Genomic DNA, 19,324 nt, shown 5'->3' with positions numbered 1-19,324 from the left:
TGGCCGACTCGCCCGCGTCAGCGGGGCAGGAACAGCCGATTCGCCGTCAAGGCGAACCGGCGCCCGCTACGCGAGTCAGGTGCCGCCGGACGGGCGGGAACGGAGCCTTCGGGCTCGAAAGCCTGTGGAGACTCCGTAAGACCGGCGGGAACGTCGGCACAGGTCGTTGAAGCAGGAAGCCACGGTCGTGCCGCTTCCGACGGTGCGGGCCGGAATCTCGCGGCTTCAGCCGGGAGAGCGCGTCAATCCTCCTGCCCGCGCTCCGCGCGGAGCGCGGCGCGGCGGGCGTGCCAGCGGCCCAGCATGGCGGGCAGCTCACCGCGGATGAACTCGAAGAACTCCAGCGACTCCGCCATCCGCGTCCCCGCCCGGCTCTTCGGGCCGAGCGCGGCGATGCCCTCCCGCAGGCTGCTCTCCCAGCGCACCAGCATCTGGTCGCGGCGCACGGAGGCCTCGTACCAGACGTCGTCGTGCACCCGGTAGCGGTCGCGGCGCGAGCCGGGGTCGCGCTCGCGGCTGACCAGGTTGAGCTGGATCAGGTAGCGGACGCCGCCGGAGACCGCCGCCGGGCTGACCTGGAGGAGCTCGGCCAGTTCGGCCGCCGTCAGCCGGCCGGAGTCGGTGGCCAGCAGGGCGGTGAAGATCCGCGCGGGCATCCGGGGGAAGCCCGCGTCGCTGAGCACGCTGGCGAACCGCTCGATGAAGGCGGCGACGGCCTGCTCGTCCCGTCCCTGCCCGTCCCGCGCCTGCATGGCATCTCCCGCCGACTCCGTGATCACCGCCGCATCATCCCAAACCGCCGGCGCGGTCGTGACGGCCGCGGTCGTGGAAGTCTTCCCAATCCATGGACTTCAGAACGTTCACGATTTTGTGAAACAAGAGTACCGTGGGCGGCATGACAACCGCCATCACGGCGTCCGGCCTGGTGAAGACCTACGGCCGGACGCGCGCCCTGGACGGACTCGACCTCACGGTCGCCCAGGGCGAGGTGCACGGCTTCCTCGGGCCCAACGGCGCCGGGAAGTCCACGACCATCAGGGTCCTGCTCGGCCTGTTGCGGGCCGACTCCGGTACCGCCCGCCTGCTCGGCGGTGACCCCTGGCGCGACGCCGTCGAGCTGCACCGCCGGCTCGCCTACGTCCCCGGGGACGTCACGCTCTGGCGCAACCTCACCGGCGGCGAGACCATCGACCTGCTCGGCCGGCTGCGCGGCCGACCGGACCCGGCCCGCCGTACCGAACTGCTGGAACGCTTCGAGCTCGACCCCACCAAGAAGGGCCGCAGCTACTCCAAGGGCAACCGGCAGAAGGTCGCCCTGATCGCGGCCTTCTGCTCCGAGGCCGAGCTGCTCATCCTGGACGAGCCGACCTCGGGCCTCGACCCGTTGATGGAGGAGGTCTTCCGCTCCTGCGTGATCGAGGAGCGCGAACGCGGACGCACCGTCCTGCTCTCCAGCCACATCCTGTCCGAGGTCGAGGCGCTCTGCGACCGGGTGAGCATCATCCGCGCGGGCCGCACGGTGGAGAGCGGCACACTGGCCGAGCTGCGCCACCTCACCCGTACCTCCGTCGAGGCCGAACTGGCCACCGCACCGGCCGAGCTGGCTGACCTGCCCGGGGTGCACGGCCTGGAGATCCACGGCAGCCGGGTGCGCTGCCAGGTGGACACCGGGCAACTGGACCTGCTGCTGCGCCGGTTGACGGAGGTCGGGGTGCGCTCACTGGTCAGCCGCCCGCCGACGCTGGAGGAACTGTTCCTGCGCCACTACCGGACGGACGACACCACCGGGGCGGACGAGAACGCACGGATGGCGTCATGAACGGCCTCGCGGGCACCGGCACCCTGCTCCGGCTCGCGCTGCGCCGGGACCGGATCATGCTCCCCGCCTGGGTCTACGCCATCACCGCCATGACGATCTCCACCGGCTACAGCTTCGGCACGCTCTACGGCACGGCCTCGGCCCGGGAGCAGTTCGCGCGCGGCATGAATACCAACGGCTCGCTGCGCGCGCTCTACGGCACGGTGTACGACGCCGGTGTCGGCGGTCTGACGGCCTGGCGGATGGGCGCGTTCGGGGCGGCGCTCGCCGGACTGATGAGCATCCTGCTGGTGGTCCGGCACACCAGGGCCGACGAGGAGGACGGGCGGCTCGAACTGGTCGGCGCCGGGGCGGTCGGACGCCGGGCCCCGCTCACCGCCGCGCTGCTGACCGTACTGCTCGCGGACCTGCTGCTGGCCGCCCTGGTCGCCGCGGGCCTCGCAGCGCTCGGTCAACCCGCGGGCGGCGCGCTGGCGTTCGGGTCCGCGCTCGCCGTCACCGGGCTGGTCTTCGCCGCCCTCGCCGGCGTGGCCGCCCAGGCCGTCGAGACCGGACGGGCCGCCAGCGGCACCGCGTCCGCCGCTCTCGGCCTCGGCTTCGTGCTGCGCGCGGCCGGTGACTCCGACTCCCGTACGCACTGGCTGAGTTGGCTCTCTCCGCTCGGCTGGTCCGAGCAGGTTCGGCCGTTCGCGGACAACCGCTGGTGGGCCGTCGCACTCGGGCTGCTCGCGGCCTGCGCCCTGGCCGCATCGGCGTACGTGCTGGTCGGCCGGCGCGACCTGGGTGCCGGACTGCTGCCCAGGCGCCCGGGGCCGGCGAGCGCCGCACCCGCGCTCCGCAGCCAACTCGCCCTCGCCCGGCGGCTGCAGAGCGCGACCCTGTACGGCTGGTGTGCCGGTTTCGCCGTGGCGGGCGCGGTCTTCGGCTCGGTGGCGAAGGGGGCGGCCACCCTGGTCGGCGACAACCAGCAGGTGGGTGACATCCTGCACCGGATCGGCGGCCAGGGTTCCTTCGCGGACGCCTACCTGGCGACCATCCTGGGCCTGTTCGGCATGGTCGCCGCGGTCTACGCGGTCCAGTGCGTACAGCGGTTGCGCGGCGAGGAGACCGCAGGACGCGCGGAACCGGTGCTGGCGAGCGCGGTCTCCCGGTCGGCCTGGGCAGGCGGGCACCTGCTGTTCGCGCTGCTCGGCTCGGCCGTCCTGCTCGCCACCGGCGGACTGGCCGCCGGGCTGACGGCGGGCGCGACCCTGGGCGACCTTCCCCGACGGCTCGGTGCCCTGGTCGGCGGCGCCCTGGTCCAACTGCCCGCGGTGTGGCTGACGGCGGCCGCCGTGCTGGCGGTCTTCGGGCTGCGTCCCCGGTGGACCTCGGCGGGCTGGGGGATGCCGGCGGCCTTCCTGGTGATCGGCTGGCTCGGCCCGGTGCTCAGGCTCGGCCGTCCGATCCTCGACCTCTCGCCCTTCACCCACCTGCCGCACCTGCCCGGCGGCACCGTCTCGGCGCAGCCGCTGCTCTGGCTCACCGCGGTCGCCGCTGGCCTCGCCGCCGCCGGCCTGGCCGGTCTGAACCGCCGCGACCTCGGCTGACCCGCTGCCGCCGTCCGGTATCGCCAACGCCTCGGTCGCCCGTTCGGGCCGGGTCCGGCACCATGACGATCGGTGACGCGTTGGCAGCGGGGAGGCATTTGATGAGTGGGCGCACCGGGTTCACCCGGGTACTGGTCGTGGCGGCCGCCGCGGTGGTGATCGGGCTGCTGGTCCGCGGCGGGCACGACCCGGGGCGACCCGGGCCAGCCTCCGCGTCCCAGCGGCCGGTGGCGGGAGCGAGTGCGCCCCCGCCACCGACGGCGGAGCCGAGCGAGGCCGGGACGCCCGCCGACGGGCCGTCCACCCCGGGGAGGGGCAGCTCCTACGACCCGGCGGACTACGCCGAGCTGGTCCGCGCCTCTGCGGCCCGGGCCGGTGTCAACCCGCAGCTGCTGATGGCGATCCTCTACAACGAGTCGTACAAACCGCACGATCCCGCGCTGGAACGTGCCTGGCAGCGGCTCAAGCCGGACTCCGCCTTCGGGATCGCCAACATGCACCGGGCCGCCTTCGACGACACCAAGCAGGGCCGGGACTTCGCCGGCCGCAGCTGGGAGGAGCTGCCCGACCACCCGGATCTCGCCGTGGAGGCCGCCGCCTGGTACCTGCACGACCTGGCCGAACAGCTTCCGTCCCACTGGTCCGCCTCGTACACCAAGGACGAGCTGCTGGCGTTCGGGTACAACGCCGGGGCCGGGAACATGCTGGCCTTCGCCCGGGGCACGACCCCGGGCTCGCTGGCCCAGTCCTACCTGGACCGGCTGCGCGGCAACTGGGCCAAGGCGGGCCAGGCCGCGGGCTCTCGGCAGTAGTCCGACCGGCGCGACGCCCGTACGACCGGCCCGGGACGCGCCCCCACCCGCCGGCCGTAGGGCGCACGAGCGCACGAGCACCCGAGGCGCCCTCCAGCCGGCCAGGCGGATCAGCCGATCGTCAGGACCGCCTTGCCGCGGATACGGCGGTCGAGCAGGGCCACCGCGGCCTCGCCCGCCTCGGACCAGTCGCTCTCCCAGTCGACGGGGGTCTGCAGGCGGCCGGCCGCGACCAGCCGGGTCAGCTCGGTGAGGTCGGGGCCGGCGTTGCCGCCGTGGCGGAAGCCGAGCAGCGAGATCTCACCGGCGATCAGCTGGTACGACGTGAACTGGCTCGGCTCGCCCGAGGCCGCGCCGACCGAGACCACCACCGCGTGCTCGGCGAGCCGGTCGAGCAGACCGGTGAGCACCGGGCCGCCGACGTTGTCGAGCACCAGGTCGATGGGCCGGTCGATCTCCTCGGGGTCGGTGATCACATGGTCGGCGCCGAGCTCGGCCAGGCCTTCACCCCGGGCCTTGCTGCCGACCAGCGCGTACACCTCGGCCCCGGCCAGGTGGGCGAGCTGGACCGCGAAGTTGCCGACCCCGCCGGAGGCACCGGTGACCGCGACCCGCTTCCCGGCCGTGAGCCCGCCCTTGTGCAGGGCGCGCAGCGCGGTCACCGCCGCGGTGGGCAGAGTGGCGGCCTGGCTGAACGTCACGTCGTCCGGCAGCACGGCCACGTCGTCGATGTGGGCGGTCCGGAACTCGGCCCAGCCGGCTCCCGACAGCCCGAAGGCGGCGACCCGCTCGCCGGCCTTGGGGCCACGCCCGGAGGCGGCGGCCCGCTCGACCACCCCGGCGGCGTCCCAGCCGGGGATCGTTCCGTCCGGGGTGCGGCCGTCGGCCTTCGGGAGCTCGCCGAAGTTGAGCGAGAAGGCCGCGACCCGGACCAGCACCTCGTCCGGGCCCGGCACCGGGTCGGGCACCTCGGTGAGCCTCAGTCGGCCGACGGCGGAGTGATCTGCCACGAGTGCACGCATGGAACTGACTGCCCTTCAGCTGGATCGGCACGGAGCGATGCCGGTCCGAACGAGGGGCGCGGCCCGGGCATTCCCACGGACCTGACGTAGTGCCGCGCAGGACCGGCCGGTGCCGAGCACCCGGTGAGGCACGACCCGCGACCCGCCACCGGAGCCGTTCCGTCCAGGAGCGGCCCCACCGGCACGCCCAGTACGTCAGTCGGCCGGCTCCTCGCTCAGGCGCTGCCGCTGGATCTCCGGACGCTCGCTGTCCCAGAGCACCTCCCAGACCCTGAACACGGTGTGGAAGGCGCGGGTGACACCCCGGGAGACCAGCAGATAGGTGTCGCCGTCCCGGTAGAGGGTGCGCTGCTTGGCCATCATCGGATGGTTGGGCGTGTAACCGGGCGCGAGCTTCTTCAGCTCCGCCATCGCCTGCTCGCGCGTTCCCTCGACCTCGGTGAGCACCCGCGGAGCCCAGATCATGTTCTCCCCGCTCCCGGTGTTCTCCTCGACCACCAGCGCCCAACGAGCCATCTCACGCCCTCCGTTCCGCCCCGCCGCCGCTCTCGGCCGACCGGCGGCGCCAGCCTACGGGGCGGGTGCGACGCCCGGTCGCGCGGCCCGGCCGGATCTCCGGCAGGCGCCCGCCGGGCGCGACGACGGTCAGGTGGAGGACGCGCCGAGCGGGTCGGCGCCGAGCCGGCTGATGCCGGGGACGAGGAGCGGGTCGGTGACGGCATGGGCGGCGAGCCGTCGGGTCCGCTGCTCTGCCCGGTGCCGCGACGCCGTCCCTGGAGGGCCTGCGGACGGCCGTTCCCGGCCCGCCGGGTCGCTGCCCTGCGGGCCGGGGAGCGGCTACTTGATTCCGGCCGAGCTGCAGGCGTCCGCGTACTTGTCGACGCAGATGTCGGTGGCCTTGTAGAGACCACCGGCGACCACGCTGTCCTCGACGTTCTGCTTGGTCACGATCAGCGGGGTGAGCAGGGTCGAGGGGATCCGGTTGCCGTCGCTGACGGTCACCGTGGTGGCCACCGAGGTGACGTCAAGGCCCTTGAGCAGGTAGACGGCGAGGTTGGCGACGGCGTCCGTCTCCGGCCGGAACGGCTTGTAGATGGTGTACGCCTGCTCGCCCGCGACCACCCGGCGGATGGCGTCGAGCGAGGCGTCCTGCCCGCCGACCGGGACCTTGATCCCGGCGGACTGGAGCGCGCCGATGATCGAGGTGGCCATGCCGTCGTTCGCGGCGTAGACGGCCTGGAAGCCGTCCTTGCCGAGGCGCTGGATCGCCTCGTTCATCTTCTGCGCGGCCAGGTCGGGCTTCCATTCGCCGGACTGCTCGTAGGCGATCTTCTTGACCTTGCCGTCGAGCATCTTGTGTGCGCCGGCCTTGAACTGGGCCGCGTTCGGGTCGGCCTCGGCGCCGTTGATCATGACGATGTTGGCGTTGGACGCCTTGGAGCCGAGTGCGTCCAGCAGGGCCTGCCCCTGGAGCTCGCCGGCCCGCTCGGAGTCGTAGGCCACGTATGCAGTGACGTTTCCGCTGGCCAGCCGGTCATACGAGATGACCTTGGTGCCCTTGGCGTTCGCCTCCTGGACCCAGGAAGCCGTGCCCTTGCCGTTCACCGGGTCGAGGATGATGACCTTGGTGCCCTTGCTCAGCATGTCGTCGAACTGCTGCTTCTGGGTCTGCTCGTTGCCCTCGGCATTGGCGTAGTCGACCTGGCACTTGGTGCACAGGCCGGCGATCGATGCCTCGATGAGCGGCTTGTCGAAGGCCTCGTACCGGGTGGACGAGGCCCGCTCGGGCAGCAGCAGACCCACGGTCTGGTTGCCCGAGGCCGAGCTCGCGCTGCTCCCGTTCTGGCCGCAGGCGGTCAGCGACAGCGCCATCGACGCAACGGCGGTGCCGACGATGATCCGACGCGTCAAAGCGTTCATTGGGGTGGTGCCTCCCTGAGTGCGCCGCACCGTCGCGGCTGAGGGGGGAGTCAAACGTCCGCGCCGAGTTGGCGTCAAGAATTAAACCACCAGGCTGAGGGTGCTCGAACAACGGATCACTTTGTGAAGAATCTATGCGGATAGCCGGGATGAGTTGGACACGCAGCCGTTAAGCGTTCAACCGGTGACCGGGGGGCGACGACCGGCTCAGTGGGCGAGGTTCGCCGTCCAGGGGCCCTGCTCCGGCCGGGCCTCGGCGTCGTCGTCCGGCCAGGGCGGCATGGTGACGGCGGTGATCTGCAGCGGCGGGGAGTCCGGATCGGCCCGGAACTGGAAGGCGGTGCCGAGAGGGACCGTCAGCACCGTCCCCGGCCGCAGCTCGGTCACCTCCTCGCGGCCGTCCTGGCGCCGCCAGATCCGCCCGGTGCCCTGGGTGACCTGCCAGATCTCCTGGACGGTGGCGTGCGAGACCGCCGCCGATACCCCGCCGGGCGGCAGCTCGAACTGGGCCAGACTGCCCTGGCCCGCCAGGGCGGCCAGCGGCCGGACGGTCGCGCCGTCGGGGGCGCGGACCACCGCCGCCCGCTCGACGCTGCAGGTCTCGAATGCGGGGTGGTCCACCGGGCTTCTCCTCTGGTTCTCGGAACGATTCCTGGAACGGCCCTCGAAACGACGCCTGATCCGGCGTCCGAACGGAGTGCAATGACTACCCGTCAACCTGGCCGCTCATTTCGGGGCTGATTTACCGTTCGCTGCGGACCACCAGGAAAACCCCGCCCACCACGATCGCCCCGCCCAGCACGATCGGCAGGCTCAGCGGCTCGGAGAGGATCAGCCAGCCGAGGAAGACGGCCACCACCGGGTTCACATACGCATAGGTCGCGACCAGTGGCAGCGGGGCCGACTGGAGCAGCCAGGCGTACGCGCTGAAGGCGACCAGCGAGCCGAAGACGACCAGATAGCCGAGTGCCAGCCAGGAGCCCGTCGAGACCGCCGACAGGTCCAGCCGGTGCAGCTCGCCCTTGGCCGCGGCCACTGGCAGACAGGCCAGCCCGCCGGCCAGCATCTCGTACACGCTGGCGGTGAACGGGTTGCCGGGCAGCGGCAGCCGGCTCGCCAGGAAGGAGCCGCTCGACCAGGACAGGGTGGCGCCGATGACCATGAGGAGCCCGCTCAGTCCCACCTCGCCGCTCAGCCCCGGCACCGTCAGCACCACGAGCCCGAGCAGGCCGACCAGCACACCCGCGACGGTGGCCCCCGAGGTGTGCCCGCCGGTCGCGCGGCGCAGCAGCACCACCCAGAGCGGCACGGCCGCCACCAGCAGTGCGGCGAGTCCGGACGGCACCCCGGACTGCTCCGCCAGCACCACCAGGCCGTTGCCGCCGAGCAGCAGCATCACTCCCACCAGTGCCGCCGAACCGAGCTGAGGGGCGTTCACCCGCAGTACGGCGGGGCCCTGTCGCCAGGCCAGCAGGAGGGCCAGCAGCAGGGCGGCCACGACGAACCGGGCGCTCGCCGAGAGGAACGGCGGGACGGTTTCGACGGTTATTCGGATCGCCAGATAGGTGGAACCCCAGACGACGTAGACGACGGCGAGTGCGGCCCAGGCGGCACCACTGATCCTCGGTCGGGCGGGGTCTGAGTCGTGTGCGAGCAGTTGAGGAGCGGTGGAGTCGGAGGGACGGGACTGCCCCGGCGCAGCGGTCATGAGTATCTCCCGGTATTGGTGCTGTACGGGGTATGGCATCACAGCCGGGGCGGCGGACGCGAGGGGGTATGCCGTCCCGTCCAGGCCCCCACCCTCATCGGGAGGGGCATCCGGCGCTCGGCCCGGGAGTTCGGAGAGGGCCGTGCGCCGGGTGCGCCGACTGGTTGAACCCGGCGCCGCCGGCCGCTCGCCGCAGCCCGCCCCGCCACCGCCGGGTGGTAGGCATGACCCCCGGAAGGCGTGGGAGGAGCAGCCGGCGTGGAGTGGTTCGCGGCACCCGAGTACTGGCTCGGGCGGCTGGTCTTCCAACGGCTGGTCGCCGCCCTCTTCCTGATCGGCTTCCTGGCCGCCGTCAGCCAGTTCCGCGCGCTGATCGGCGAGCGGGGCATGCTGCCGGTACCGCGCTTCACCGCCCGGATCCCGATGGACCGTTCACCCAGCCTGTTCCATCTCCACTACTCCGACCGCACGTTCGCCGCCGTCTGCTGGAGCGGTGCCGCGCTCGCCGCGGCCGTCCTGGCCGGCGCCGCCGATATGGTCCCGCTCGGCGCGGCGATGGCCGGCTGGCTGCTGCTCTGGGTGCTCTACCTGTCGATCGTCAACGTCGGGCAGACCTGGTACGCCTTCGGCTGGGAGTCGCTGCTGCTGGAGTCCGGCTTCCTGGCGGCCTTCCTCGGCAACGCCCGCGTCGCGTCCCCGGTGCCCGTCCTGTGGCTGCTGCGCTGGCTGCTGTTCCGGGTCGAGTTCGGGGCCGGGCTGATCAAGGTGCGCGGCGACCAGTGCTGGCGCGACCTGACCTGCCTGAACTACCACCACGAGACGCAGCCGATGCCGGGACCGCTCAGCTGGTTCTTCCACCATCTGCCCGGGCCGCTGCACAAGGCCGAGGTGGCGGCCAACCACTTCGTCCAACTCGTCGTCCCCGTCTGCCTCTTCCTGCCCCAGCCGATCGCCAGCGCCGCGGCACTGCTGATCACGGTCACCCAGCTGTGGCTGATCGCCTCCGGCAACTTCGCCTGGCTCAACTGGCTGACCATCGCCCTCGCGCTCTCCGCCGTCGACACCTCCACGATCGCCCGGCTGCTGCCGGTGCCCGCGCCGCCCGTGCCGCACCCCGCCCCGCTCTGGTTCCAACTCCTGGTGCTCGCCGTGACGGTGCTCTTCGCCGCCCTCAGTTACTGGCCGGCCCGCAATCTGGTGTCCCGCCGCCAGCTGATGAACCGCTCATACAACCGGTTCCATCTCGTCAACGCCTACGGGGCCTTCGGCTCGATCAACCGGATCCGCTTCGAGGTGGTGGTCCAGGGCACCAGTGCATCGGAGCTAGGACCCGGCGTGAAGTGGAGCGAGTACGCCTTCAAGGGCAAACCGGGTGAGCTGCGGCGCCTGCCACACCAGTTCGCGCCGTACCATCTTCGGCTGGACTGGCTGATGTGGTTCGCCGCGATCTCGCCCGTGTACGGGCGGCCCTGGTTCGGCGCCTTCATCGCCCGGCTGCTGGTCAACGACCCCGACACCCTCCGGCTGCTGCGGCGCAACCCGTTCCCGGACGAACCCCCGCACTACGTACGCGCGCTGCTCTACCGCTACCGGTTCACCGACTGGCGCACACTGCGCACCACCGGCGCGTGGTGGGAGCGCACGCCAGTCCGCGAGTACTTTCCTCCCGTGACCTACCGTGATCTGGCATTCCTGGTTCCGCACACGACGGACCCGACCCGGCGCCGGGCGGCGCCGGGGGAGCCGTGAGCCCACGAGGCCCCGCGGGCCCTATTGCCGGTCGGCCTGAGCCTGCGGGAGCCCGAACCGGCGGCCGCGGCCGACTCGGTGCGCCAACGGGGTGTGTCGCCTCAGGTCCCAGCGGGCCGGGTGCGTGCATGCCTCGAACGCCCACCCGTATCCTGGTCGCCCGCGCCGGGCACCGCACTCCCACCGCCCGCGCCGCCGGACGATGCCCGTCCCGTCCCTGACTGCCCTGCCACGAACCGGACATCACCATGACTGTGCGTTACGAGAGCGACACCGAGCCCGCGCCGGCGGACGAACCGGCGGCCACCACCGACACCGAGGCCCAGCCGGGGCCGCGCGAGGCCATCGGCAGGTACGCCGAACTCGGCGGCTTCACCCTGAACGCCGACACCCACCCCTGGTACGCGGCCGGCGATGCCATCGGCAGCCCCGAGGACGCCCGCGCCGCCTCCACCGTCCTCGCCGAGCTGCGCAGCCGGGACGTGCCGGCCGTCCGAGCCGCCGTCACCGAGCTGGTCGCCCCCGGCGGCCTGGGCGAGCCCGACAGCGTCATCGCCCTCGGCCTGGTCGTCGACATCCTGCGGCGGGTACAGGGCACCTCGGCCAAGCTCCGGCCCGAGGCGTACGCCGCCGACCTGGCGGCGCTCACGGCCGCGACCGCGGGCTCCCGCTGGCGCAAGGAACAGGGCGTCAAGCTCTCCTGGGGCCGGCGTCGGGCCCTGCGCGCCGAGGCCAGGCAGCTGGCCGCGGGCGGCCGCACCCGGCGGGCCGACCTGCACGAGGCGCTGGCCGCGGCGGCGGCCGAGCGCGCCGATTGGACGGCCCTTGCGGGCGCCGCGCCCGCCGCCGGCAAGGTGCGTCCGGTCGTGCCGGCCGACGCGACCCGCTGCACCGAGGCCGCGCAGGCGGTGGAGGCGCTCACCGACGCGGTCCGCGCGCTCGGCCGGCTGCTGCCCGGACGCGATCTGGAGAAGGCCCCGCTGGGCGAGCTGGCCGACCTCATCGACCGCCTGGCCGCCGACGAGGGCACCCTCTACCGGCTGCCGACGCTGCGCGCGCTCCGTGCTGAGCTGGACGAGGCCGGGCTCGCGGACCTCCTCGAGGAGCTGGCGGAACGCCAGGCCGACCGCGAGGCCGCCATCGCCGCCTACGACCGCCGCAGCGACGCGGCCGACACCGCCGACGGTGGCGTCGAGGCGGCCCGTCAGGTGCTCGCGGCCGGTCCGCGCACGGAGGTCGACCCCGGCGCGGAGCTGACGCCGGCCGCTCCGGAGGCGCCGGTTGCCGAGCTGGTGGAGATTCCGGCGGCGCGGCCGGAGACCGTGATCGAGGCGGAAGCGGTCGAGGCTGCGCCCGAGACCCAGGCCGAGCCCGTGCCCGTGCCCGTGCCCGTGGCCGCGGCTGAGGTCGAGGCGGTGGCAGAGGCTCGGACGGAGACCGAACGGATTGAGGTCGTGGCCGAGGAGGCCGCGGAGACCGAGGCCGTGGTCGAGGTCGCAGCCGCTGCGGAGCCGGCCGAGGCCGCGACCGAGCCCGGGACCGAAACCGAGGGGGCGGCGGAGGCCGTGGCGCCCGAACCCGAACCCGAGCCCGTGGCCGAGGTTGAGGGCGAGTGTGGGGCCGAGGCCGTCGCGGAGGCCGGGACTGAGTCCGAGACCGAGCCGGTCGCGGAGGTCGAGGTCGAGGCAGAGCACCGGCCCGAGGCCGTGGTCGAGCCCGAGGCGGAGCCGGCCGTCGAGGCCGAAGCGATGGTGGAGCCCGAGGCCACCTCGGAGCCGGTGGCCGAGGCCAAGGCCGCGCCCACGCCCGAGCCCGCGCCGGAACCGTCGGCTGTGTCCGCCTCCGCTCCCGTCGCCGAGGCCGGGGAGCCCGTGACCGAGGCCGCAGCCAAGCCCGAGCCCGCCCCCGAGTCGGACCGCCCCAAGCGGGTCCGTCGCCCGAGGAAGCCCTCGCTCACCGCGGGGCAGCCGATCACCGCCTACTCGTCCACCGAACTGCGTTCCCTGGTCCGCTGGATCGACAGCGACGGTGTCGAGCGCACCGACGACGATCTTCTCCGCGCGGCCATGAAGGAGCTCGGTTTCACCCGTCTCGGCCCCCGGATCAAGGAGGCGCTCGGCGCGGCCGTCGCCGAAGTCCGCGGCTGACGCCCGGACAACCGCCGAAGGGGCGGCCGGTTCCACCGCTCACCGAGCGCCGGAACCGGCCGCCCCTCGTGCTACGCCCGTGCGACGGCCCTGAGCCGCGCGGCGAGGGCTGGGACGTCGACCGGCCCGGTGGTGTCCACCCGGTGGACGGGTCCGAGGGCGAGCGGTTCGGCGCCGCGCACCCACAGGTCCCAGTCGCCGTCCTGGCCGCCGGCCTCGGGGTGGATGGGATGCCGCGCGGGGGTGCGTTCGGCGAACCGGCGCCGGGCGACCGCCGGCGGCACGTCGCACCACACCTCGTGCACCCGGTCCGGCTCGCTCACCCCGGCGCGCCGCAGCCCGGCGCGGACGAACGGCCGCAGGTGCGCCAGGAACGGGCTCTCCAGCACGGCCTGCCCCCGGGCGTCCGCCAGTAGCGTCCACAGGGTGTCGGCCGAGGCCGCACCGAGGGCCCGGCTCCACTCGCGGGCATCGCAGCCCGCGGGGCGCACCGGGGCCAGCGCGTCGGCCAGGGTCTCCTTGACGGAGTCCTTGCTGAACAGCGGAAGTCCCAACTGCCGTGCCAGCGACCGGGCGAGCGTGGTCTTGCCCGCGCCGGGCAGTCCGTTCACCAGTACCGTGAGCATGATCGGACCATAGCGCAAGAGGCCGCGGCCCTCTGGCCGCGGCCCCTCAACCGGCTTCGGGTCAGGAGACGTTGAGCGCGGTGTCGTCGATGACGAAGCTGGTCTGCAGCGAGGAGTCCTCGGTGCCGGTGAACTTGACGGTCACCGACTTTCCGGCGAACGAGGACAGGTCGAAGGTCTTCTGGACGTAGCCGGCGGACGCGTTGGTGTTGGAGTAGCTGGCCAGCGTGGTCGAGTTGGCCTGGACGGTCAGCTTGTCGTACGCGGTGCTGCCGGTCTCGGCGGTGTCGATGTGCAGCCAGAAGCTGAGGGTGGCCTTGCAGCCCGCCGGGATGTTCACGGTCTGCGCGAGGGTGTCGGTGTGGGTGGAGCCGTAGCCGTCCAGCCAGGCCTTCCAGCTGCCGGAGTGGGCGGGCTCACTGCCGGAGTTGTCGATGACGCCGGCGGTGGCGGTCCAGGGCGAGGCGCTGCCGGTCTCGAAGCCGGAGTTGCCGAGCAGCTGGGCGCCGGTGCAGCCGCCGGAGGAGCCGGTGACCGTCCAGGTGAAGCTCGCCGAGCCGCTGGCGTTGGTGGAGTCGGTCGCGGTGACGGTCACGTTGTAGCTGCCCGCCGTGCTCGCGGTACCGGTGATCAGGCCGGTGGCGGAGTCGATGGACAGTCCGGCGGGCAGCCCGCTCGCGCTGTAGCCGAGGGTCTGGCCGGGGGCCGAGTCATGCGCCGACACCTGCAGGCTGACCGAACCGCCCTGCGCGGTGGTCTGGTTGCCGGGGTTGCCGACCGTCACGGTGTTGCCACCGGTGCTGCCGCCGGAGGTGAAGGCGGCGGTGCCGTTCGGGGTGCCGAGGCCGGTCGGGCCGTCGTAGCCGGCGCCCGCCGTGCAGAGGTAGGACGGGGAGCAGCTGCCGTTGGCGCCGCTGGTCACGTCGTTGAGCGAGCCGGTGTGCGAGTACGGGTACGAGGCCGGGGAGCTGCCGGCGGCGGGGGTGCCGGCCAGCGCGTACACGCTCGCGATGATCGGGGAGGAGGCGCTGGTGCCGCCGTAGACCGCCCAGCCGCTGCCGCCGTAGGTCTGGTAGACCGCCAGGCCGGTGGCCGGGTCGGCGACCGCGGAGACGTCCGCGACGGTGCGCATCGAGCAGCCGCTGTCGCTCTGCCAGGAAGGCTTGGGGTCGTAGGCCGAGCAGCCGGAGCCCGCGCCCTCGCCGCCGGAGCTGCTGCCCCAGACGCTCTCGCTCCAGCCGCGGGCGTTGGAGGCGCGGCTGAGGCTGGTGCCGCCGACCGAGGTCACGTACTGCGAGGCCGCCGGGTACTCCACGCCGTACCCGGAGTCGCCGGAGGAGACGGTGATGGCGACGCCGGGGTGGTTGAAGTAGCTGCTGTCGGAGCTCGGGTCGGTGGAGTCCTCCGAGCCGCCGTAGCTGTTGGAGACGTACTTCGCGCCGAGCGCGACCGCCTCGTTGACCGCCGCGCCGAGGTCGCTCATGTTCGCGCTGTTGGCCTCGACCAGCAGGATGTGGCAGTTGGGGCAGATCGCGCTGACCATGTCGACGTCGAGCGAGATCTCGCCGGCCCAGCCGGAGTCGGCGGTCGGGTAGTTGCTGCCGCCGTTCTGGTCGACCTTCTTGAAGCAGCCGTTGGCGGTGGTGCAGGCGGGCAGGTTGTACTGCGAGCGGTAGGCCGCCAGGTCCGACTCGGCGTTGGGGTCGTCCTGGGCGTCGACGATGGCGACCGTGGCACCCGATCCCGCGGAGGACGGGAGGTTGTAGGCGGAGGCGAGGTCGCTCGGGCCGTAGCCGGAGGGCGTCGCGTTCGGCGCCAGGCTCCGCACGGACTTGATGTCGGTGCGGGCCAGGGCGAGACAGGCCATCTCGCCGGGGTGGCTCGGGGCCGCGCACAGCCGCTTGGTGTGGACGGCCGAGGCCGGTGTGCTCGTGGTCGCGGTCGCACTCGGGGCGGCGAGCCCGAGCAGCCCGGTGGCGGCCATCGCCATGGCCGGCAGGGCGGCGAGAAGTCTGCGCGGTCGCGGCAGGCGCGGACCGGTGGGGGAGTGGAAGCGCAAGGGTGGACCCTCCGTGGGGGCGAGGGCGCGGCCGGCCTGGGTCGCAGCCGGGGCTCGTGCCCGTGTTGACGGTGCTCGGCATGTGCTGAGCGGCCGCGGCTGATGGCCGCGTGCCGACGTCTTCGCGCGGTACGGGAGTTGCGCTGTACGAATGCTGCGCGGTACGGGAGTTTGGAACTCCGGTGCCGAGGGCAGCCGTTGGACACACCATCCGGCGGGCCGGCGGGCGGATCGCGCACGGCTGCACCAGGATGGCGCGGCCATGACGTTACTGACGGGTTGCGGTCGGGGACAAGGCCGGGCGCGCAGCCTTTACCGCCGCTTGTCCATCAATTGCCCTGCGGCATAGCGGAGTTGTCGCATGCCTGCGGCACGTGCCGTCGCCCGTCGGTGAAGTCGCTGGTCAGGCGGGTGGCTCGCCGATGTCCTCGGCCCAGAGCTCGGGACGGGCGGCGATGAAGTCGGTCATCAGACGGACGCAGTCCGGGTCGTCCAGGAGGGTGATCCGTACGCCGTGCCGGGCCAGCCAGTCGTGGCCGCCGGTGAAGGTGCGGGACTCGCCGATCACCACCCGGCCGATCCCGAACTGCCTCACCAGGCCGGAGCAGTACCAGCACGGCGAGAGCGTGGTGACCATCGTGGTGCGGCCGTAGTCGCGCAGCCGGCCCGCCGCGCGGAAGGCCGCGGTCTCGGCGTGCATGGACGGATCGCCGTCCTGGACCCGGCGGTTGCGGCCGCGGCCGAGCAACTCCCCGTCCGGCCCGAACAGTGCCGCCCCGATCGGGATGCCGCCCTCGGCGAGCCCGGCCCTGGCCTCCTCGACCGCGACCGCCAGCATCTGCTGTGGATCCACTGCCGCACCTCGCCCGTGTCCGCCGCCGGTTGTGGGGTCGTCCGCTTGGACGGTATCCCAAGCGGACGGCCCGGTGGGGCGGATCGGGCGTCGAAACGGAGCGGGGGCAGGCGTTCGGGGCCCACCATCCTGCTCCGCGGCGAAGTCGCGGACGGCCGGCCAGGATCGCGGGGCGTCACTCCCGGGACGGATCCCGGTCCCCCTCGAGTCGGCCCGTTGCTGGCGGACGACCGTGAGGTCACCCGGTCATCCGTCAGTCCGAAGGGTGAGCGGACCGCCGTGTCGCCCGACCGGGCCGTGGGGTCAGCCCCGGCGGAAGGCGCCCAGGAACAGCTTTAGCGCATCCGGGTCACCGAAGGTCTCCAACTGCTCGGGAGTGCGGCGCTGCCAGAGCAGGAGCAGCAGGTCGGAGGCGGTGCCCCGGACGGCGGCGGCGCCCTCGCCGTGCTCCTCACGCACCTGCCAGGCGCCGTCCACCGCGCGGACGGACCACTCACCGGGTCCGTCCGTGGCGTGCAGGTGCAGCCCCTCCTCGGGGAGGCCGGCCGGCGGGGTGGAGCCGAAGTGGGCCAGGAACTCGGCCACGCCGTCCACCGCCAGCTCGCGCTCGACCGGCTCGTCGCGGCCGACGGCGGCCAGCGCGTCCCAGGCGTGGACGGCGGTCTCCTGGGCCATCCGGCGCTGGATGAATCCGGCGTCCTGACGGTCGGACCAGGTCCAGCGGGGCAGCTCGGGGTCGAGCCGCTCCAGGACTGCCGCGCACCGCTCGAGGGTCCCGGCGAACCAGGCGAGCAGTTCGTCCTCGGCCGGGCGCTCGGGCTCGACGTAGTCGTCGAAGCCGGCGATCTCGCCGTCGGCGATCATGGTCCAGAAGATGTACACCTCGCCGGTGTGCCAGACCAGATCGGCGACCGTCCACTCCGGGCAGCTGGGGACGGCCGAGCGGAGGTTGCCGGCGGCGGCCTCGGCCAGGCGGGCGCCGTCGCGGCGGAGTGCGTGGATGTAGTCGGTTCGGTTCACGGGACCAGACGCTATCGGACCCGTCGAAGAGGGGGCCACACCATCCTCCGGAATGTGATCCGATATCAAAAATCACAAATAAACAGGCAGTTTGACATTCAGTGATAACTGAACGAAAACTGCCGCATGAGCGCACTGGCGGGCAATGCCTCGGACACCGGCCGCCCACCCGTCGGCGGCAACCCCGCCCATCCGGAGTTCTGGAGTCTGCCCGCTCAGGAGCGGGCCGCCGCCTTCACCCGGCTGCGCGCCCTGGAGCGGCCGCCTTTCTGCACCGACCCGCGGACCGGTCGGGGTTTCCACGCCCTGGTCAGGCACGCCGACGTGGTCACCGCCAGCCGTACGCCCGAGATCTTCGTCAGCGCCCCCGGGGTCACCACCCCTGAACCGGCGCGCTGGGTCCGCGCGCTGTTCGGCGACTCCATGGTCAACCTGGACGACCCCCGCCACGCGGACCTGCGTCGGATCGTCTCCCGGGCCTTCACGCCCCGCCTGATCATCGAGACCACCCGCAACGCGCTCGCCCACGGGCTGCACCTGCTGACCGTTCACCCCGATCAGCGCGAACTGCTGCTCTCCGACCTCGACCGCCACCTCGGCGGCGCGGTCGAGGAGATCGTCCGGTACTCGACGCCGATCATCCAGTTCCGCCGCACCCTGGCGGCCGACCACCGGCTCGGCGGCGCGGAGCTGGCCAGGGATGAGAAGGTGGTGCTCTTCTTCGGCTCGGCCAACCGCGACGAGGCGGTCTTCACCGATCCGGACACCTTCGACGTCACCCGCTCGCCCAACCCGCACCTCGGATTCGGCGGCGGCGGTCCGCACTTCTGTCTCGGCGCCTATCTGGCGCGCCAGGAGATGAAGGTGCTGCTGCGCGAGCTCTACACCCGCCTGCCCGGCCTCCGCTCGGTCGGCGAACCCGAGCTGATCCCCTCCAGCTTCGACAACCGGGTCAGGTCACTGGGCTTCACCTTCACCCCGCCCGCCCGCTGACCCGGCTCGGTGCGGCCGGCCCGGGCCGGGGGCGGGTCCGAAGCGGCCGGGGCGCGAGCCCGTCCGGCCCGGCGGCGGGTGCCGAGGACCGGACGGCGCGGCCGCGGGCTCCCCGGTGAGGAACGCGGTGGACCCGCTCAGCGCGGCCGGCTCGTGCGGCTCAGGCGGGGTGGGTGCCGACCGCGTCCCGGACCTGCTCGCCCAGGCCGCCGTCGCGGCGGGCGCAGTTGGCGCAGCAGAAGAACTTGCCCGAGACCTCGACCCCGTGCCCGATGATCCGCACCTGGCAGTACTCGCAGCGGGGCGCCAGCTTCTCCATGGCGCACTCGAAGCTGTCGAACGTGTAGCTGTCGCCGGTGACCGTCCGGATCTCGAAGGCCAGCCAGTAGTCGTTGTTGCACGTGTCGCAGACCGCCATGGGGGAGTGTCCCCTTCCCTGTCTTGGTTCGGTTCCCGGGCCGGGCCCGGCCGGGCGTCTTTGAGTCTCTGGCGGGTCCGGGGAACCGGCAATCGGCGCGCGGCCGAACGGATATCCGAACCGGTCCGCGCGCGGATAATTGGGAGCACCCCTCGCGAGGAGGCAGCCATGATCGTCAGAATCTGGGAGGCGCAGGTCACGCCGGAGCGAGCCGACGAGTTCTGCGCCAAGCTCGTCACCGAGGTGCTCTCGGGGCTGGACCGGGCCGACGGCTTCGGGGGTGCCGAGCTGATGCGGTCCGCGACCGACACCGACCACCGGATCCTGGTGATCACCCGCTGGCGGGACGAGGCGGCGGTCCGCGCCTACGCTGGGCCGATGTGGCGGATCCGCCCGGTCTGGGCCGAAGGCGAGTTCGGCTTCCTGCGGCACCCGCCGACCGTCTCCCACTTCATCCCGGTCGGACCCGACTGAGACCGCCCGGAGGACGGTGCTGTACGGGGACACGGAGGACACGGGAGGAGAGGAGCGCGCCGCCCGCCCGGAGGAGCCCGGCCGGTCATCCGCCGCTCACCCGGATGTCGGCACG

18 protein-coding genes are annotated in these 19,324 nt (G+C 72.9%); 7 read left to right on the top strand and 11 right to left on the bottom strand.

All coding sequences use genetic code 11. The features are described from left to right. Positions 1-242: 242 nt before the first annotated feature. Entirely contained in the window at positions 243-779 is a 537-nt protein-coding gene (locus tag ABD369_RS16125; RefSeq protein ID WP_425557630.1) for a GbsR/MarR family transcriptional regulator, read from the bottom strand. A 116-nt stretch (positions 780-895) separates the two neighbouring features. On the opposite strand from ABD369_RS16125, the gene ABD369_RS16120 reads away from it, so the two are divergent. The 3 genes from ABD369_RS16120 (at position 896) to ABD369_RS16110 (ending at position 4,220) form a co-directional block, all read left to right on the top strand. Beyond that, a complete protein-coding gene (locus ABD369_RS16120) occupies positions 896-1,819 on the top strand; it encodes an ABC transporter ATP-binding protein (protein WP_344637085.1) in 924 nt (307 codons plus the stop codon). Then, positions 1,816-3,408: an ABC transporter permease gene (locus ABD369_RS16115; protein ID WP_344637084.1), complete on the top strand. Its 1,593-nt coding sequence runs from the start codon at positions 1,816-1,818 to the stop codon at positions 3,406-3,408. The genes ABD369_RS16120 and ABD369_RS16115 overlap by 4 nt, the downstream gene beginning before the upstream one ends. 101 nt (positions 3,409-3,509) lie before the next feature. Further along, positions 3,510-4,220, top strand: coding sequence for a transglycosylase SLT domain-containing protein (locus tag ABD369_RS16110; RefSeq protein ID WP_344637083.1), 711 nt, complete (start codon positions 3,510-3,512; stop codon positions 4,218-4,220). Positions 4,221-4,330: 110 nt separating this feature from the next. Here the strand turns inward: ABD369_RS16110 and ABD369_RS16105 are convergent, their stop codons facing one another. From ABD369_RS16105 to ABD369_RS16085, 5 genes are all read right to left on the bottom strand, one after another. Then, positions 4,331-5,242 (bottom strand): zinc-binding dehydrogenase, encoded by a 912-nt coding sequence (locus tag ABD369_RS16105; protein WP_344637082.1) that lies wholly within the window; start codon positions 5,240-5,242, stop codon positions 4,331-4,333. Between the two features lie 195 nt (positions 5,243-5,437). Then, positions 5,438-5,758 carry a hypothetical protein gene (locus ABD369_RS16100; protein ID WP_344637081.1) on the bottom strand — a complete coding sequence of 107 codons (321 nt, stop codon included), beginning with the start codon at positions 5,756-5,758 and terminating at the stop codon, positions 5,438-5,440. 321 nt (positions 5,759-6,079) lie between these two features. Continuing rightward, on the bottom strand, positions 6,080-7,162 hold the full coding sequence (locus ABD369_RS16095; RefSeq protein ID WP_344637080.1) for a sugar ABC transporter substrate-binding protein: 1,083 nt from the start codon (positions 7,160-7,162) through the stop codon (positions 6,080-6,082). 207 nt (positions 7,163-7,369) lie between these two features. After that, positions 7,370-7,783: a cupin domain-containing protein gene (locus ABD369_RS16090; RefSeq protein WP_344637079.1), complete on the bottom strand. Its 414-nt coding sequence runs from the start codon at positions 7,781-7,783 to the stop codon at positions 7,370-7,372. 121 nt (positions 7,784-7,904) lie between these two features. Continuing rightward, positions 7,905-8,870 (bottom strand): EamA family transporter, encoded by a 966-nt coding sequence (locus ABD369_RS16085; RefSeq protein ID WP_344637078.1) that lies wholly within the window; start codon positions 8,868-8,870, stop codon positions 7,905-7,907. Between the two features lie 258 nt (positions 8,871-9,128). Between ABD369_RS16085 and ABD369_RS16080 the strand changes: the two genes are divergently transcribed. Continuing rightward, positions 9,129-10,619 carry a lipase maturation factor family protein gene (locus ABD369_RS16080; RefSeq protein WP_344637077.1) on the top strand — a complete coding sequence of 497 codons (1,491 nt, stop codon included), beginning with the start codon at positions 9,129-9,131 and terminating at the stop codon, positions 10,617-10,619. Between the two features lie 248 nt (positions 10,620-10,867). Continuing rightward, complete coding sequence (locus ABD369_RS16075; RefSeq protein ID WP_344637076.1) at positions 10,868-12,766, top strand: hypothetical protein; 1,899 nt, start codon at positions 10,868-10,870, stop codon at positions 12,764-12,766. 71 nt (positions 12,767-12,837) lie between these two features. Here the strand turns inward: ABD369_RS16075 and ABD369_RS16070 are convergent, their stop codons facing one another. From ABD369_RS16070 to ABD369_RS16055, 4 genes are all read right to left on the bottom strand, one after another. Next, positions 12,838-13,392: a P-loop nucleotide/nucleoside kinase family protein gene (locus ABD369_RS16070; RefSeq protein ID WP_344637075.1), complete on the bottom strand. Its 555-nt coding sequence runs from the start codon at positions 13,390-13,392 to the stop codon at positions 12,838-12,840. Between the two features lie 61 nt (positions 13,393-13,453). Continuing rightward, positions 13,454-15,382 carry a putative Ig domain-containing protein gene (locus ABD369_RS16065; RefSeq protein ID WP_344637122.1) on the bottom strand — a complete coding sequence of 643 codons (1,929 nt, stop codon included), beginning with the start codon at positions 15,380-15,382 and terminating at the stop codon, positions 13,454-13,456. Positions 15,383-15,854: 472 nt separating this feature from the next. After that, positions 15,855-16,289, bottom strand: coding sequence for a nucleoside deaminase (locus ABD369_RS16060; RefSeq protein ID WP_344637121.1), 435 nt, complete (start codon positions 16,287-16,289; stop codon positions 15,855-15,857). Positions 16,290-16,607: 318 nt separating this feature from the next. After that, on the bottom strand, positions 16,608-17,324 hold the full coding sequence (locus ABD369_RS16055; RefSeq protein ID WP_344637074.1) for a maleylpyruvate isomerase family mycothiol-dependent enzyme: 717 nt from the start codon (positions 17,322-17,324) through the stop codon (positions 16,608-16,610). Positions 17,325-17,450: 126 nt separating this feature from the next. Here ABD369_RS16055 and ABD369_RS16050 point away from each other — a divergent pair, with 126 nt between their 5' ends. Next, positions 17,451-18,317 (top strand): cytochrome P450, encoded by an 867-nt coding sequence (locus ABD369_RS16050; protein WP_344637073.1) that lies wholly within the window; start codon positions 17,451-17,453, stop codon positions 18,315-18,317. A 160-nt stretch (positions 18,318-18,477) separates the two neighbouring features. On the opposite strand, the gene ABD369_RS16045 is transcribed toward ABD369_RS16050, so the two are convergent. Beyond that, on the bottom strand, positions 18,478-18,735 hold the full coding sequence (locus ABD369_RS16045; protein ID WP_344637072.1) for a Prokaryotic metallothionein: 258 nt from the start codon (positions 18,733-18,735) through the stop codon (positions 18,478-18,480). Between the two features lie 168 nt (positions 18,736-18,903). On the opposite strand from ABD369_RS16045, the gene ABD369_RS16040 reads away from it, so the two are divergent. Further along, positions 18,904-19,209 (top strand): antibiotic biosynthesis monooxygenase family protein, encoded by a 306-nt coding sequence (locus ABD369_RS16040; RefSeq protein WP_344637071.1) that lies wholly within the window; start codon positions 18,904-18,906, stop codon positions 19,207-19,209. The last annotated feature ends 115 nt before the right edge of the window (positions 19,210-19,324 follow it).

Origin of the sequence: Kitasatospora cystarginea (assembly GCF_039533515.1) — a bacterium.
GTDB classification, from domain to species: domain Bacteria; phylum Actinomycetota; class Actinomycetes; order Streptomycetales; family Streptomycetaceae; genus Kitasatospora; species Kitasatospora cystarginea.
The sequence above is the reverse complement of the archived record's forward strand: the minus strand, read 5'-3'. Positions and strand labels throughout refer to the sequence as shown.